Below are 14,654 nucleotides of genomic sequence, written 5' to 3' on the forward strand. Positions count from 1 at the left end.
AGGAGTTTTCCGCTTACTGATTTCCAATCAGCTACTTACAAAGATTGTTGCCAATACCTTCCCAATGATCAGGGAAAGGAACAGGGAATAATTGTCACAAATTGTGACTGTGAGCCTCTGCCGGTGTTTTCGTTGCTTCGGGATGAGTGTAAACCCCTGTTACGGTAGATTATGGTTGTATGTCTGCAAGCACAGTGTGAAGTGCTGATACTGCGATCAATTCTCATTCTCCTCTTGGTGTTGTCGAATTCCGGCGCAGCTCGAGCACAGAGCAAATGTAAGGAATTCAGTTTCACCGGCGAAGTAAAGGCTGGAGAGTCGTTCACACAGCCGCTGAGCACTGACCTCCTGTTCAAGGTCACGCCGCAGGAGACGAACGGCATTCACGGCTGGCACTTCGGAATCGGTCCAACGGTGCCCACCGCAGATGACCATGTGTTGGACTACATCTTCCTGGTCACGCCGCCCTATCACTTCCGGCACCCGACAGATCTGACTACCGATTACGGCGTCGCCGCGCAGGACGCCGTCAAACCGCGCCGAATCCAGTTTTGGTTCGTGCTTTCCCACGCGGACGCGAAAGTTGCCGGCGCCGCACTTGACCATGACCTATGGCCGCGGAACGACGAGGACGTGGCGAACCAAGGCAAGGTGCGCGAGAAGTTGCTAAAAGGCCGAGGTGAATTTGTGATACTCGACTCAAAGTTCACGCCCGGCGAAGTCGGAAAGAATGGGAATTGCGAGTGGCAATCCTGCGGCTCAATGCAATGGATGCGCTTTCGCGTGATGCTGGTCGTACCGCCGGCATTCACGATCGCATCAGGTCTGCGAAGAACTCCAGCATCCTGCCCCGGTCGGGGGGAGTGAAGAGCCCAGTTTTCTGCTGTGTGGCAATTGTTCACAGGTCACCATTTCACTCATTGAGTGATAATGCCTGATTTCAACAATTGACTTTCGGTTTACTCGGAATACGTGCACTCTGGGCGATGCGTAAGGTCGCTCCACCTGTCGAGGTTACCGTGCTGGCCAAGCCCACTTCGGACTCGTGAAGGGGTTTGCGCCCTCTAATGTGGTTTCGCCAAACGCCTTCTGAAGATGTAGGCGTGTGCAGATAGGTGCTGATGCCAGCGAGTCTATGAGGATGGACGCGTGCGAGACCACGATAATCTGCGTGTGAGAAGCTGCGGCGACAATCAGCCTGGCAAGGGCCGGTAACAGGTCCGGGGACAAGCTGGTTTCGGGTTCGTTGAGCACCATCAGCTGCGGTGGACGCGGCGTGAGAAGAGCAGCCGCCCACAAGAGATACCGCAGCGTTCCATCGGACAGTTCGGCTGCAGAGAGGGGGCGAAGCAGCCCATGCTGCTGCAACTGAAGTTCGAAGCGCCCATTCTGAACCTCTATGTAAAGTCGGCTACCCGGAAAGGCATCTTCGAGAGTCTTGGCGAGTGCTTCGTCAGACCTAATTTCGATAATCGTTTGTAACGCCGCTGCAAGGTTGCTGCCATCGTGATGTAGAACCGGTGTGAACGTGCCGATCTGAGAAGCTCTCGCCGGAGATTCAGTGTCTGTGCGGAAGTGATCATAGAATCGCCAGCCGCGAACGGCTTCACGAATTTCTAACATCTCCGGAGCACGTTGCGGATCCGCGACACTGGCAAGCATGCTGTCCGTATCGGCCAGATGCTGCGTCAGCATCACTGGCTCCTCATCTTTCATGGTTGCGAGCCAGACAAAGTTATTCCTTCGATCTACCAAGGCAGATGATTTTCGGTAAACCGGTCCGTGCCATACACATTCGCGCTTTATCCGAGGATCAAGCTCGAACATTGTAGGTGGCGGTGGTGGCGGCGGATATCCCAGATCGATGCTGTAGCCATATGTATCGCCACCAAAGCCGAGTTTAAGACTGGCCACGTTTCGTCGAGCAAGTCCCTCGACCGCATGTGTGCCTTGCCGAACGCTTCGCGCAATCGTCTCCGGACCTGCCCAGAAGGTAGAAGGCAGACCGCCTTCGCGGGCAAGAGACCCGAGGACGGCATTCTGAGCTACATCGGCCAGCAGACGCAGCGACCGATACACGCTGGATTTTCCGCTCCCATTTGCTCCAGTGATTACATTGAGTTGACCTAAAGGCAGGATTAGATTACGAAGCGACCGATAACCTTGAACAGCAACTGTGCGGATCACCACTGCAGAATAATCTACAGGCCATGGGGAAATCGTGGACTGGAGCTCAATTACCTCATACGTTGTCAAAGAAGTCCCGCCCATCGGCGGGACGCGTGGAAGTAGCCCGCCATGCAGCGAAGCGGAATGGCGGGTGAAACGACAAAACGGGATCGAGTCCGGCTTTCAGCCGGACGATTGAGAATTTCGGTTTTTGAGGCGGGAATGAGAATAACCCAAAATTCTCATTCGTCCGGCTGGAAGCCGGACTCGGCACGGTAACCACCATTGCCACCATTCCGCTTCGCTGCATGGGCTATTTTCGTTCGTCCCGCACAAAACGCGGGACTCGGAGTGTGGAGACATACAAGTCTGCAAGTGTCTACGCTAACGACAAAAATGTTCTATGGCTGTTTCAGAGTTAGTGTGCACAACAAGCAGACTCTGTCATGTTGAGCGGAGGAGGGTTCCCGCGCGTTTCCGGGGACCCGCCGAGCGCTGCAGTTGCGCTCGGTGGGTCGGGCGCGGGAGGCCGGAGTCGAAACATCTTGTGTTTTGGTTTTAGAACACAGCAACCATGAAACTGCTCCTAGAGCGTTGAACCAGAAATCGGTGACAGTCTCGCAGGCCTCGCTCATCAATCACTGTCCCTGACAGGGCAGACCGAGCCAGAACCGCAGTCTTGCTTCTGCGTCAGGGTAGTACTTGAATTTCAAGTTCCGTCACACGCCCATCTTGGATCGAAAATGCCCGGACCGGAGTAGTTGCGTATGGCCGAGGGCTGACGATGAAATGAATTGCTTCAGAATCGTAGGCCAGTTCGATGTCTCGTTGCGAAGGCTCGTTCGCGTCCAGCCAGTGCGGATGGGAGTGGTAGATCCCGAAGAATTCGAGCCGGCGCTCGCGACATTCCCCCATCAGACGCACGATCTCCGTGTGCGTAATCGCGTAATTCCTCACCGGATCAACCGCGACGTTCCTCGCAGGAAACGCCCGCGTGATTACGCGGTTCTGCCCCGCCAAAATTCCACAGCATTCTCGATGCGGCTGACGACGGGCATGCTCCAGGAGCTGTCCGAACACTTTGCGGCGACTTCGGACGGCTCGGTTCATTGTTCCCGGAGTGTATAGGGCAACGAATAGGCAACTCAATCGGAACACGGAGGTGCAGATAGCGTTACCGTCATTAGACCACCGCTGTGTTCTACCATGGCTCGAAGCAGTCATAATTCCGTTGGCTGGCGATCTTCCCGTCTTTGAATTGAAAGAACATGGCGGAGTGGGCGCGCATCTGGGACCCCGCTGACAAGCCACCAAAGGCTAGTGCGAGTGTGCCGGTCCAGAGGACCTCGATCGACAATTTATCCCCGTCCACGATAGAACTCTTGATCTCATTGCTCTGATTCGATAGCAGCTTCCGCCCCTTCTCGAATGCTTCGGCCATCTTGGAAACCCCAGAGCGAATTCCGTTCGGATAGATTCGATTCGGAAGTTGTTCTAGAACGGCATCAGGAGAAAACAGATTGACGATGTAGGCGAAATCGCCGTTCTCAATCGACTTCAGGTACTCTTCAACTTTTTTCAAGTTCGTAACCGGATTCACGCTTTCAGAGTTTACATGCGGTCAAATTGTTGATTGACCTCGCCAATAACCACACGGAATAAAATGTGATGCTCTGGAAAGAGCAAATCATGTTCGAACGTTGTACGGAGAAGGCCAGGCGTGTTATTTTCTTTGGACGATACGAAGCCAGCCAGTTTGGCTCGCCTTATATTGAAACCGAGCACCTGCTGCTCGGATTGTTCCGAGAAGATAAAGCACTGACCCACCGCTGCCTGCACTCTCAAGCAAACGTGAAATCGATTCGGAACCAGATTGAAGCTCACACCACGTTCCGAGAAAAAACATCGACTTCGGTTGACCTGCCTCTCAGCAATGAATCCAAGCGCGTGCTCGCCTACGCAGCGGAAGAAGCTGATCGACTTTCAGATACGCACATCGGTACGGAGCACCTGCTGCTGGGATTGCTAAGAGAGAGTCGCAGTTTTGCTGCCCAACTTCTGAACTCTCAGGGCGTGTCGCTCGACAAAACCCGGGAAATCATTTCCAAGTGGCAGAGAACAACAGAGGCACCGCTTGAGATTGTGAGAATTCACGGCGAGGAGTGGGACGCAGCATACCTTCGGGAACAGCTGCCAGAATTGCAAAAGTTCGCATGGCGCAAGCGCCAATGGAAGCCATTGGACACGTTGGTGGAAATTAGCAGCGGTCGCATTTTTTTCGACACGACGTTGAAGGATGATCTCGACTTCAAGCTTGTGATTGGTGGATGGCCTCGGGAATTTTGTACCCTGTGTCATTGGGAGCTAAATGCGGATGGTGGCGGCGAGCATACCTCGGGCTACACCAACGGTCGTGAGTGGCTGTGTATCGAATGCTATGAAGGGCTCGTGGAGCCAACGGACAAGCCGCTTGGCTGATGAGACGGCGCAATTACATTCAAAAGTAAGTTTTTACTTACTTTTGTGAATCCCGCACTGGCTAGACGGAATCCAACCGGACGTTAGCCGGTTCTCGTCGCGAGATCGCGTCCACAACAGCGTAATTTAGCGAGAAGAACCCGGCGTGGAGTCACAACATCTATTCCTCGGCAACTGTTTTTTTGGCCGATTTTCAACAGCTTGCGTTGTGTGAGCCTTCCAGCGCGAGTCGATTCCCAAGATTTCCGGAGGACGCATGACACGATGGGGTTCTATTTTGCAAGTGTTTAGATCTACCCATCGCATTTCGACATTCGTGGTCGCTTCTTCGCTGGCGACATTTGCCCAAATCGGGGCTCCATCGGCTCCCGCACCACAATCCTCAGGCGCCCAGTCTTCTGGCGCTTCAGCTTCAGCCATGGCCGCGGAGATCCCGACATCGCGGTCCTCCGCGCAAGATCCGTTCGGCGGCAGCGTGGTTACAGAAAAAGCCACGGATCAGGTGATCCAGCTTTCGTTGAAGGACGCGATCAATCGCGGCCTGAAAGCCAACCTGGGCGCGCTCCTCACCGAGCAAGGCATTACTTCCGCCGGGGCGCAGCGTTGGCGAGCCCTCCAACAGATGCTGCCCGATCTCACCGGACGCGTGGGCGAGAGCGTACAGGAGGTCAACCTTGCGGCAATGGGATTTAAGTTCCCCGGCGTGCCTACCATCATCGGACCATTTTCGAACTTCGACGCGCGCGCTTATCTCACTGCCAGCGCTGGTCTGTCGCAGTATCAGAGCATCCGCGCAGCCGTCGAGAACCTGAAAGCTGCGCAATTTTCGTATCAGAATGCGCTTGAGTTGGTAGTGTTCTCGGTAAGCAACTCCTATCTTCAGGTGCTCACGTCGGCAGCGAACGTGGTAAACGCGCAGGCACAGGTACAGACGGCACAGGCAATCGTGAACCAGGCGGAACAGATGCATCAGGCAGGTGTGACCGCCAAGATCGATGGCCTTCGCGCTGCGGTGGAACTGCAGGCGCGCAAGCAGGATTTGATCGTTCAGCAAAACAATCTCGACAAATCGAAGATCGCGTTGGCACGCGTAATCGGCCTTCCGCTGGATCAGAAATACGAGTTGAGCGACACGCTCCAGTTCATCGCCGCACCCACAATGACGCAGGAAGAAGCAGTTCACCAGGCGTACCAATCTCGGCTCGACTACCGGCAAGCGCAAGCGCAAGTTCGCGCCGCCGAGTCGTCGCAGCGAGCTGCCCATTTTGAGCGCCTCCCGAGTCTGTCGTTCACTGGCAATTTTGGAGACATCGGCATCAGCCCGGGCAGTTCGCACGGCACATTTGTCGCCGCAGGCGGAGTTCAGTTTCCCATTTTCGAAGAAGGACGCATTCGCGGGGACATCGATCAAGCCTCGGCCGAGTTGAAGCAGAGTAAGGATCGACTATCGGATCTTCAGGCACGCATTGACGCCGAGATTCGCACGGCATTTCTCGATATCAACGCCGCCGCGGAGCAGGTGCAGGTCGCGGACGCAACGGTTAAGCTGGCACAGGAAGAACTCTCCGAAGCACGAGAACGATTTACAGCCGGCGTGACCGACAATTTAGAGGTAGTCCAGGCACAGGGATCGTTGGTGAACGCACAAAACCAATATGTAGCCAGTCTTTATATCCATAATCTGGCAAAACTCAGTCTGGCTCGCGCATTAGGCGAGGCGAGACAGAACGCCGCAACTTATTTGGGAGGCAAGTAATGGCCGCGACGCAGGAAAAGCCGAGAGACACAGTAGAAGAGCAGCAAGTCGCAACCGGCGACGGACGGCCGAGGCCGCAACAACGTACCGAGACCGAGCCGCAGCCCGGTCAAACAGGTCCGCAGCCGGTCGATCAGGAGAAGTCGCGCGAGGAAGAAGAAGCGGCTGCGCGAACGGCTCAACGCAAAACTCGCCTGAAGAAGATCGCTCCGATTGTAGTTGTGATCCTCGCTGTCGGAGCACTCCTCTGGTGGCTCCACGCGCGTCAGTACGAAGATACCGACGATGCCCAGGTCGATGGCCACATCGCACAGATCGGGTCGCGCGTCGGCGGGTATATAACCGCGGTTCATGTAGAAGACAATCAGGAAGTTCAACCGGGGCAAGTCCTGGTCGAGATCGACCCCCGCGACTACCAAGTCGCATTAGCCCGAGCACAAGCTGACTACGCCGACTCGCAGGCACAGGCCGCCGCTGCGAACTACAACGTGCCGATTACGTCCATCAACACTCAGAGCCAAACCGCTGCTGCACACGCTGATGTAAACAATGCGCAAGCTGCACTTGATGCGTCGCAAAAGAACCTTGATGCGGCTAAAGCAAAAGAGCAAGCCGCCATCGCGAACAACAACAAAGCTCAAGCCGACGTTCAGCGTTATAAGCCTTTGGTCGAGAGAGACGTAATTTCCAAGCAGCAATACGACGCTGCTGTGGCGACTGCGCAAAGCACAGCCGCCGAAGTTCAGAGCGCGCACGATAACGTGATCGCAGCTCAGGCGGGAATTACTCAGGCTCAAGCCAAAGTCGCTCAATCACAGGCCAATCTGCGCAGTGCGCTGACGGGTCCCCGCCAGGTCAACGTCACGGAAGCACGCGCCAATTCCGCGCAATCAACCGCAGCAAAGAACAAAGCCGCACTCGAACAGGCGCAGCTCAACCTGCAGTACACGAAAATTACTGCGCCGGTTCATGGAATTGTCGGGCATCGGACTGCCGAAGTCGGTCAATACGTGCAGCCCGGCCAGGCGTTGATGTCGCTGGTCGATATTGACGACGTCTGGATCACCGCCAACTTCAAAGAAACCCAGCTCAAGAACATGAAGCCAGGCCAGCCGGTCGATATCAAAGTGGACGCGACCGGTCGTGACTACCACGGCAAAGTGCAGGCCATCGGCGGCGCCAGCGGCGCACGCTTCAGTCTCTTTCCTCCGGAGAACGCAACCGGCAACTACGTGAAAGTCGTGCAGCGCATTCCCGTACGCATCTTGCTTGATCCGGATCAGAACAAGGATCATCTGCTGCGGCCTGGCATGTCGGTCGAGCCTAAGGTGAAGGTGCGATAACGCTTCCTTTTTGTCATTCCGAAGCGAAGCGAGGAATCCCTATAACCACGAAAAATTCTGGGTTCGGTAGGGATTCCTCACTTCGTTCGGAATGACAAACGACTGTGCGATGCCGGCAACAGCGGACAAACTCGAGGTCAGGGAATTCAAGCAGCACCAAGACTGGCGCCCCCGCCACAATCCCTGGGCGATCGCACTCACGGTCACCATGGCGACATTTATGGAGGTGCTCGACACCAGCATCGCCAATGTCGCTTTGCCGCACATCGCGGGCAGTCTGTCGGCCACCACGGACGAGAGCACTTGGGTATTAACGTCATATTTGGTTTCAAACGCGGTAATTCTGCCCATGAGCGGCTGGGCCTCCGACTTCCTCGGACGCAAACGCTTCTACATGACTTGCGTCGCGCTCTTCGGAGCCAGTTCCCTGCTGTGCGGACTGGCCCCGAGCCTTCCGCTACTGATCCTCTTCCGGGTGCTGCAGGGAGTCGGCGGCGGCGGGCTCGCGCCCAGCGAACAAGCAATTCTCGCCGACACATTTGAGCCAAAAAAGCGCGGAGCAGCTTTTGCGCTCTACGGCATGGCCGTCGTCCTCGCGCCAGCCATAGGTCCTACGCTCGGTGGCTGGATTACCGACAACTATGACTGGCGCTGGATCTTCTTCATCAACGTTCCGGTTGCGGTTTTGTCACTGTTTCTGACGAATCGCCTCGTCGAGGACCCGCCGGAGATGGCCGAGCGGCGCAATGCCGGAATCAAGATCGATTACATCGGCTTGGCTCTGGTCGGCGTCGGTCTTGGCTGTCTGCAGGTTGTTCTCGACAAAGGCGAGCACGAGGACTGGTTACAGTCGAACTTCATTCTCACGTTTGCCATCGTCGCCGTCTCGGCCATCGTCGTAGCCATTTTCTGGGAGTACTACCAGAAGGACCCGATTGTCGATGTACGGATGTTCAAGAACCGCAATTTCACCATCTCGTTCGTGATGATGGTGATGCTCGGCCTCGCCCTTTTTGGAACTACCGTGCTCATCCCGCAGTACCTGCAGACGCTGCTGGGATACACCGCCGAGCAGGCGGGAATGGCTCTTTCTCCGGGCGGCGTAGCGGTGATGCTCCTGATGCCGCTGGTTGGGTTTCTCGTCACCCACTACGACGCCCGCTGGCTGATCGCGCTTGGATTCCTCGCCTGCTGTATCGCCCTCTTTCACATGACCGAGCTGAACCTCGGCATCAGCTTTGCGGAAGCCGTGAGGCTTCGCATTTACCAGGCAGCCGGAATCGCTTTCCTGTTCGTACCTATCAATACGCTCTCATACGTCGGAGTGCCGCGGAGCAAAAACAATCAGGTCTCAGGCATGGTCAACCTGGCACGCAATATGGGCGGAAGCGTCGGGATTTCCATCGTAGAGACGCTGCTGGCGCAACGGTCGCAGAAGCACCAGAGCGACCTGGTGTCGCATCTCACTAATACGAACCAGGCGTTTACCAGCCGCGTTGAAGGCATAGCTCACGCCATGACAGGCGCAGGCTACAGCGCGGCGGATGCATCCCAGCGGGCGTACCACATGATCTACGGCCGAGTGCAACAGCAGGCCGCCGCCTTGGCCTACAACGATGTGATCTTCATCTTCGCCATCGTTTGTGGGATGATGGTCCCGCTGGCCTTCCTGATGCGAAGGAACAAGCCTGGCGCAGGTCCAGGCGGGGCCCATTGAGGCAGAAAGGCGTTTCGGGTTTCGGGTTTCAGGTTTCAAGTTTTCGGCAAAGCCAAAAGAGAGAGGCGTTTCGAGTTTCAGGTTTCGAGTTTCGGCTAAGCCAGTTACCGCCACGTTAGATCCTGCTGAAAGGTTGGGTTCGGCAACAATGATGAGGATTGGCTTTGCCGAAACCTGAAACTGGAAACCAGAAACTGTTGTATTCATGGCTATACGCAACATCACTATCGACCGCGAAGTCGGGTGTGGCGGTGTTGAGATCGCTGCCCAGCTTGCCCGTCGTCTTAACTGGAAACTCATCGACAAGTCACTGATCTTCGACATCGCCAAAATGGCAAAGGTCGACGTCGAGGCGGTCAAGAAGCTCGACGAACATCCCGATCCCTTCTTTTCGCGTGTGAGCAGGTTGTTCTGGGGCGGAGGCGCAGAACGCGGGGTCCTCGGCGCCGACGATTTCGATTGCAACAAAATGTGCGACCTGACGCGTTCAGTTTTCGTTAAAGCGGCAGATGAAGGAGAGCGCGTAATTGTTGGACGTGGAGCTCCTTATCATCTAGCTAGTCGCGAAGACACATTTCATGTATTCCTTTACGCTCCCCGTGAGTTCAAGATCAACCGCGTGCGCCAGTACTGCACTTCGCATTCACACGCAGAACGCGTGATCGATACTGCCGATCGCGAGCGCGCAGCGTTCATCCACCAGCACTTCCACATTCACTGGCCTGAGCGTCACATCTATCACATGATGCTGAACACGGTTGTTGGCGAAGACGCGGTGGTCGATGTCATCGTTAGCGCCATCGGCGCGGTTCACACCGAAGATGCTCCGCTGCAACCGGTGCTGGTGAAGTAAGTCGGTTGCCAACGGCAGCCGGCTTCAATACACTCCCCGAATGCCTGCGCCACGCCTGCTGTGCGTTTTTGCCCTGTGTCTAATCTCTGCAGCAACTGTGGCGCAGACAACGGCTCCGCAGACAGCGGAAGCTCGGCCTAAGAAAACTAAATCGAAGACGCTGGAGAATAAAGTCCTCGATTTAATCAGCCCAAATCGTCTGATCGTCGAAGGACGCGATACCAAGGTCCCGCCGCTCAGTCCCGCTCAGAAATTCAGCCAGGTGGAAAAGAACTTCATCAATCCATTCACCTTCGCCGGAGTTGCTGTCGAGGCGGGATTCGATCAAGCCATCGATGTCCACCACGGCTACGGACGGGGCGGAAAGGGATACATCAAGCGTTATGGAGCCGATCTGGCCGACGTTGCCACTGCTCAATTCTTTGGGATTGGAGTGTACCCATCGGTCTTCCACACCGATCCACGCTATTACCGAATGGAGAATGGCACGTTTATGGCGCGAGCGGTGTATTCCGTCACACGAGTGCTGAGCACGCGCACCGATTCGGGCCATCAACGCTTCAACGCTCCGGAAATCCTGGCGGCAGCCACTTCAAGCGGCATCAGCCGAACGTATTACCCTGCCGACGAGCGCAACGCTGGAGACTTTGCCTATTCGATGGGCTCTCGCATTGCATTCGACGCTGCTTACAATCTCGCCAAAGAGTTTTGGCCCGATGTTCGTATCCGGCTGTTCGGAAGACCAAAATAGCCGCGAAGCATCTCAGCATCAAAGTCACATTTCACACGAGCGATGATCGACTCCAAAAAAGAAATCTGGCTGATGCGTCACGGCGAAACCGGATGGTCGGCCAAGGGTATGCATACTTCACGCACTGACCTGCCACTGCTGCCGAGCGGAATCCGCCAGGCAGAGGAGCTGCGAGACAAGCTGAACGGCCGCAAATTCGCGCTGGTGCTGGTGAGCCCCATGCAGCGCGCCAGAGAAACCTGTCGTCTGGCCGGCTATGGCGATGTTGCTCGCGTGACCGACGATCTTAAAGAATGGGACTACGGAGCGTATGAAGGCCGGACCACCGCAGCAATCCGCAAGGATCGTCCGACCTGGTCGCTGTGGCGCGACGGAGTTAGCGACGGCGAGTCGGTTCAGCACGTAGGCACGCGCGTTCAGCGGGTCATCGAAGAATGTCTCCAAGTCGATGGAGATGTTGCTTTATTCGCACACGGTCACGTACTGAGAATTCTCACTGCGGTGTGGCTGGAGCTTACGCCTGATCGGGGCCAGCTATTTATGCTCGGTACAGGGACGATTAGTATTCTGGGATTTGAGCACGACTACCGCGTCATCAAACGCTGGAACTCTCCGCAGGTTTAGCGAACATAATCTATGACAAAAACGATTCTGCTCTTCTTTGTTTTCACGATGCTCGGCTCTATGCAGGCGCAACAGACCTCCTGGAAACAGCTCTTTAACGGACGCGATCTCTCCGGCTGGAGGCATGTTGGGCCAGGCGAAATGACCGTCGACGACGGACTTATCCATACGCACGGCGGTATGGGCCTGCTTTACTGGACGGGAGGCAAAATCGGAAATTGCGTTCTGCGCGTCGTCTACCGCATGCGAGACGAAAACGACAATTCAGGCGTCTTCATCCGCATTCCCATTGAACCGCGCGAGGCATGGATGCCCGTCCATTACGGATACGAAGTGCAGATAGACAATCATCCCGAGCGCTCAAAGGAGGACGATTACCACGTCACAGGCACCCTCTATTCACTTACGAAGCCGCTCGCCGAGCCGGGAAAACCTGGCCCCGAATGGAACACCATGGAAATTACTCTTGACGGGCCTCGAACCACCGTAGTGGTCAACGGGCAAAAGGTTACAGATTACAAAGAGGGAGATCCTGTTCCGGCCAAGAAGGCCAGCTTTGAGCCGGAGCGGGGTCGCCGCCCGAATGAGGGTTGGTTCGGACTACAGAACCATAGCAACAAGGACGTAGTGTTCTTTAAGGAAGTAGCGATACGCCAACTGCGATGATTCCCAAATGCTGACACGATCTCGATCCAATTAAGACGTTGTATCAACGAACACGGGACCGCTCATGAATGTCGTCGCGAGAAGGATGGGCTCCGCTCGTATTCAGAAATGGCTTGCGTTTTAGTGCGCGACGCATGGCACGCTGATAGCCATCGCGAGATTGCATCTCCTCTTTGAGAATGCCTCCCAACAACCGAGAGACACTCGTTTTTCTCCGAGCTGCCTCGATACGTGCCCAGCGTGCGACGTCGTCCTCAAGGCTCACTGTTATATTGCGAAGCTTTCGCATACCACGATCATTGTGCTCACGAACTTCGTGTAAACAATTGTGAGGCAGTCTCAGCCAAAGAGCGCGTGCAGGATTCGACGAAAGAATCCCTTTTTCCCCTCTGCTCCGCTCCGCGCAGAGGATTTTGGCGGCTGAGGAGCTACGGCCGGGGTTTGCGGCCAGGGCAAGCGCTCGATGTGAACTCGGGCGAGTGTGGCGGTCACATCCGGCTGAATATTTGAACCTTTAAAGACCATAGGTGCGTCGACTTGTACCTGCACCGGACCGGCGGACTGTTGCGGCAATCCCGCTGCTGCACTGGCTGTGGCGGCAACGGCTGGTTCATTTCGGATCGCAGCAGCCGCTGCCGCCCTCTGCTGCGGCGTGGGTGCAGGCTCTTGCGCCTGCGCTTGTGCGGGAGTGGAGATGGGCTGCGGTTCTGGTTCTGATTTGGGAACGACAATCGGCGTCGGTGCCGGGGGCTGGGCAGCCGCGACCTGGGCCGGAACTGGAGTGGGTTGTGGCGGGGCGGCTTCGGCTCTCTGCAGGGGCGATGGACTCGGACATCCGCAGACCATTGTGCTGTTCTCGTCTGGATCTTTTACGTGTCCTGCATGGAAGACTACCTGCTCGTCTGGCTTCAGGTGATAGAAGTCGTCGCCCATCAGCTCAGAGACGACCACGTACGAGTTATCACCGCGCGAACGAACGCAGGCATCGCCATTTTTGTTGGCGCTGATCGAGACACTCACGTCTGCCGGTCCCGAAATGAGAATTCGATAGTCCGGAGTGAGAACCACATCGGCGAGAAATGGGATGCTGTAATCAGCTTCCAGCGATCCTGCGCTCATAGCGAACATGAGCTCCTGTCCTTGTGGAGAAGTGTTGACGGTGAGGTTGGTTCCCGGGCAAACGCGGACTTGTCCTCCTCGCGCAAGCCGCAATGTGGCGGAATGCTCTCCGGCTGTGATTGCGACTCCATTGCTTACTTCGAGGCCGCCGGAGGTTTCGCGCACGCTTCCTTTGACCGAGGCATCCGAGGCGTACACATCGCCGACGACCTGAGCGGCTGCTGGAATTGTTGCGGTCATGGCGAGGCTTAAAACAAAAACCCCGCGCTTTTGGCGCAGGGTCTTTGCTTTGGGAGGGTGGTGCTTTGCTGAGGACGAAACTTTACGCGTCGGCTGTCTCCGGCACGAAATCATACTGCTCAATTATCGCAGCTACTCCCACCCGAGGCGGCTCCTCGTCGATGCGAACCACGCGGCCGCGGCAACGAACCCGGATGCTTTCCGTAAGCGTGATCTCAGGCGGCAGGGTGAGCGTGAACTCCACTTTTGTTCCTTGCGCAAGGTTCGAGCCAGTATAAAAAAACACGCCTTGAGCGCTTACATCGCGCGTTTCCGCCGAAACTTCCTCGACGTGCCCATTATCACAACGGACCGATACCGGCAGCTTGAGGGCAAAGCGGCGGCTGGTTCTTTGCTCAACTTTAGTTGCAAATGTCGCCATGGGGGCACCTCAATGTGGGGACCTTATGAGCATGACAAGGAGGCCGAATCAAGTCAAGGCAATTCGAGCTACTCGGGCGATTTCTCTAGATTTTACGCAGCTTCGGGCTGCCGTTCGGCTTGCGTCCTATCAGTGGCGGCGGCTGCGGGTCGTACAGAGACGACCTGACTTTGTCTCTCAGGCAGAAATACCTGAAAGCAGGTATAGCTGCGACCAGGACGCGAATCGCTGTGGACGCGAATCGTGCCATAGTGGCGATCGACGATTCCGCTGCTCACCCAAAGACCTACGCCGCTTCCCTTCTCTCCCTTCGTGCTGAAGAAAGGCTCAAAGATGCGCTTGCGCACATCTTTGGGAATTCCCGTTCCGGTATCGAGCAGCGAGACAACTACGCCGTCGCGTCCCATAGCACCCGACTGTCGGGTCCGCCGGATGTGCACACGCAGCCCTCCACCTGACGGCATCGCCTCCACCGCATTCACAATCAAATTGGTGAATACCTGGCGCAGCTCAGCAG

Annotated in this window: 16 protein-coding genes and 1 pseudogene; 9 read left to right on the forward strand and 8 right to left on the reverse strand. The window is 56.1% G+C overall.

Annotated elements, in window-relative coordinates; all coding sequences use genetic code 11:
* Positions 1-201 precede the first annotated feature (201 nt).
* A complete protein-coding gene (locus VFU50_03945; GenBank protein ID HEU5231989.1) occupies positions 202-867 on the forward strand; it encodes a hypothetical protein in 666 nt (221 codons plus the stop codon).
* 147 nt (positions 868-1,014) lie between these two features.
* Here the strand turns inward: VFU50_03945 and VFU50_03950 are convergent, their stop codons facing one another.
* The 4 genes from VFU50_03950 to VFU50_03965 form a co-directional block, all read right to left on the reverse strand.
* Complete coding sequence (locus VFU50_03950) at positions 1,015-2,187, reverse strand: AAA family ATPase (protein ID HEU5231990.1); 1,173 nt, start codon at positions 2,185-2,187, stop codon at positions 1,015-1,017.
* A gap of 55 nt (positions 2,188-2,242) precedes the next feature.
* The gene (locus tag VFU50_03955; protein HEU5231991.1) at positions 2,243-2,479 is read right to left on the reverse strand and encodes a hypothetical protein; all 237 of its coding nucleotides are present in this window, start codon (positions 2,477-2,479) and stop codon (positions 2,243-2,245) included.
* 380 nt (positions 2,480-2,859) lie between these two features.
* On the reverse strand, positions 2,860-3,279 hold the full coding sequence (locus VFU50_03960; protein HEU5231992.1) for a M67 family metallopeptidase: 420 nt from the start codon (positions 3,277-3,279) through the stop codon (positions 2,860-2,862).
* Positions 3,280-3,370: 91 nt separating this feature from the next.
* Positions 3,371-3,769, reverse strand: coding sequence for a nuclear transport factor 2 family protein (locus tag VFU50_03965; GenBank protein ID HEU5231993.1), 399 nt, complete (start codon positions 3,767-3,769; stop codon positions 3,371-3,373).
* A gap of 89 nt (positions 3,770-3,858) precedes the next feature.
* Here VFU50_03965 and VFU50_03970 point away from each other — a divergent pair.
* The 8 genes and pseudogenes from VFU50_03970 to VFU50_04005 all read left to right on the forward strand — a co-directional run bounded on the left by VFU50_03970 (position 3,859) and on the right by VFU50_04005 (position 12,357).
* Positions 3,859-4,296, forward strand: a pseudogene (locus VFU50_03970) (Clp protease N-terminal domain-containing protein).
* A gap of 769 nt (positions 4,297-5,065) precedes the next feature.
* On the forward strand, positions 5,066-6,403 hold the full coding sequence (locus VFU50_03975) for a TolC family protein (protein ID HEU5231994.1): 1,338 nt from the start codon (positions 5,066-5,068) through the stop codon (positions 6,401-6,403).
* The gene (locus VFU50_03980; GenBank protein HEU5231995.1) at positions 6,403-7,746 is read left to right on the forward strand and encodes an HlyD family secretion protein; all 1,344 of its coding nucleotides are present in this window, start codon (positions 6,403-6,405) and stop codon (positions 7,744-7,746) included. Before VFU50_03975 ends, VFU50_03980 begins: the two co-directional genes overlap by 1 nt.
* A gap of 109 nt (positions 7,747-7,855) precedes the next feature.
* Positions 7,856-9,463: a DHA2 family efflux MFS transporter permease subunit gene (locus tag VFU50_03985; GenBank protein ID HEU5231996.1), complete on the forward strand. Its 1,608-nt coding sequence runs from the start codon at positions 7,856-7,858 to the stop codon at positions 9,461-9,463.
* Between the two features lie 205 nt (positions 9,464-9,668).
* Positions 9,669-10,316, forward strand: a complete 648-nt coding sequence (locus tag VFU50_03990; GenBank protein ID HEU5231997.1) for a cytidylate kinase-like family protein — start codon at positions 9,669-9,671, stop codon at positions 10,314-10,316.
* A gap of 40 nt (positions 10,317-10,356) precedes the next feature.
* Positions 10,357-11,067, forward strand: coding sequence for a hypothetical protein (locus tag VFU50_03995; GenBank protein ID HEU5231998.1), 711 nt, complete (start codon positions 10,357-10,359; stop codon positions 11,065-11,067).
* Between the two features lie 42 nt (positions 11,068-11,109).
* Positions 11,110-11,691: a histidine phosphatase family protein gene (locus tag VFU50_04000; GenBank protein ID HEU5231999.1), complete on the forward strand. Its 582-nt coding sequence runs from the start codon at positions 11,110-11,112 to the stop codon at positions 11,689-11,691.
* Positions 11,692-11,703: 12 nt separating this feature from the next.
* Positions 11,704-12,357, forward strand: a complete 654-nt coding sequence (locus VFU50_04005) for a DUF1080 domain-containing protein (GenBank protein ID HEU5232000.1) — start codon at positions 11,704-11,706, stop codon at positions 12,355-12,357.
* A gap of 43 nt (positions 12,358-12,400) precedes the next feature.
* Here VFU50_04005 and VFU50_04010 read toward each other — a convergent pair whose 3' ends face one another.
* From VFU50_04010 to VFU50_04025, 4 genes are all read right to left on the reverse strand, one after another.
* Positions 12,401-12,646 carry a hypothetical protein gene (locus VFU50_04010; GenBank protein ID HEU5232001.1) on the reverse strand — a complete coding sequence of 82 codons (246 nt, stop codon included), beginning with the start codon at positions 12,644-12,646 and terminating at the stop codon, positions 12,401-12,403.
* A gap of 50 nt (positions 12,647-12,696) precedes the next feature.
* Positions 12,697-13,716: a hypothetical protein gene (locus tag VFU50_04015; protein ID HEU5232002.1), complete on the reverse strand. Its 1,020-nt coding sequence runs from the start codon at positions 13,714-13,716 to the stop codon at positions 12,697-12,699.
* 82 nt (positions 13,717-13,798) lie between these two features.
* Positions 13,799-14,137, reverse strand: coding sequence for a PilZ domain-containing protein (locus tag VFU50_04020; GenBank protein HEU5232003.1), 339 nt, complete (start codon positions 14,135-14,137; stop codon positions 13,799-13,801).
* A 92-nt stretch (positions 14,138-14,229) separates the two neighbouring features.
* On the reverse strand, positions 14,230-14,654 hold a 425-nt coding region (locus VFU50_04025), incomplete at its 5' end, for an ATP-binding protein (protein HEU5232004.1).

It is taken from the genome of Terriglobales bacterium, from assembly GCA_035764005.1.
In the GTDB taxonomy this organism is placed as follows: Bacteria; Acidobacteriota; Terriglobia; order Terriglobales; family Acidobacteriaceae; genus Gp1-AA112.

What these genes read in the sequence shown, in the direction of transcription:
- VFU50_03995 (HEU5231998.1), top strand. Translation starts at nt 10,357, where the DNA reads ATGCCTGCGCCACGCCTGCTGTGCGTTTTTGCCCTGTGTCTAATCTCT.
- VFU50_04000 (HEU5231999.1), top strand. Translation starts at nt 11,110, where the DNA reads ATGATCGACTCCAAAAAAGAAATCTGGCTGATGCGTCACGGCGAAACC.
- VFU50_04005 (HEU5232000.1), top strand. Translation starts at nt 11,704, where the DNA reads ATGACAAAAACGATTCTGCTCTTCTTTGTTTTCACGATGCTCGGCTCT.
- VFU50_03985 (HEU5231996.1), top strand. Translation starts at nt 7,856, where the DNA reads ATGCCGGCAACAGCGGACAAACTCGAGGTCAGGGAATTCAAGCAGCAC.
- VFU50_03990 (HEU5231997.1), top strand. Translation starts at nt 9,669, where the DNA reads ATGGCTATACGCAACATCACTATCGACCGCGAAGTCGGGTGTGGCGGT.
- VFU50_03980 (HEU5231995.1), top strand. Translation starts at nt 6,403, where the DNA reads ATGGCCGCGACGCAGGAAAAGCCGAGAGACACAGTAGAAGAGCAGCAA.
- VFU50_03955 (HEU5231991.1), bottom strand. Translation starts at nt 2,479, where the DNA reads ATGCAGCGAAGCGGAATGGTGGCAATGGTGGTTACCGTGCCGAGTCCG.
- VFU50_03960 (HEU5231992.1), bottom strand. Translation starts at nt 3,279, where the DNA reads ATGAACCGAGCCGTCCGAAGTCGCCGCAAAGTGTTCGGACAGCTCCTG.
- VFU50_04015 (HEU5232002.1), bottom strand. Translation starts at nt 13,716, where the DNA reads ATGACCGCAACAATTCCAGCAGCCGCTCAGGTCGTCGGCGATGTGTAC.
- VFU50_04010 (HEU5232001.1), bottom strand. Translation starts at nt 12,646, where the DNA reads ATGCGAAAGCTTCGCAATATAACAGTGAGCCTTGAGGACGACGTCGCA.
- VFU50_04020 (HEU5232003.1), bottom strand. Translation starts at nt 14,137, where the DNA reads ATGGCGACATTTGCAACTAAAGTTGAGCAAAGAACCAGCCGCCGCTTT.
- VFU50_03975 (HEU5231994.1), top strand. Translation starts at nt 5,066, where the DNA reads ATGGCCGCGGAGATCCCGACATCGCGGTCCTCCGCGCAAGATCCGTTC.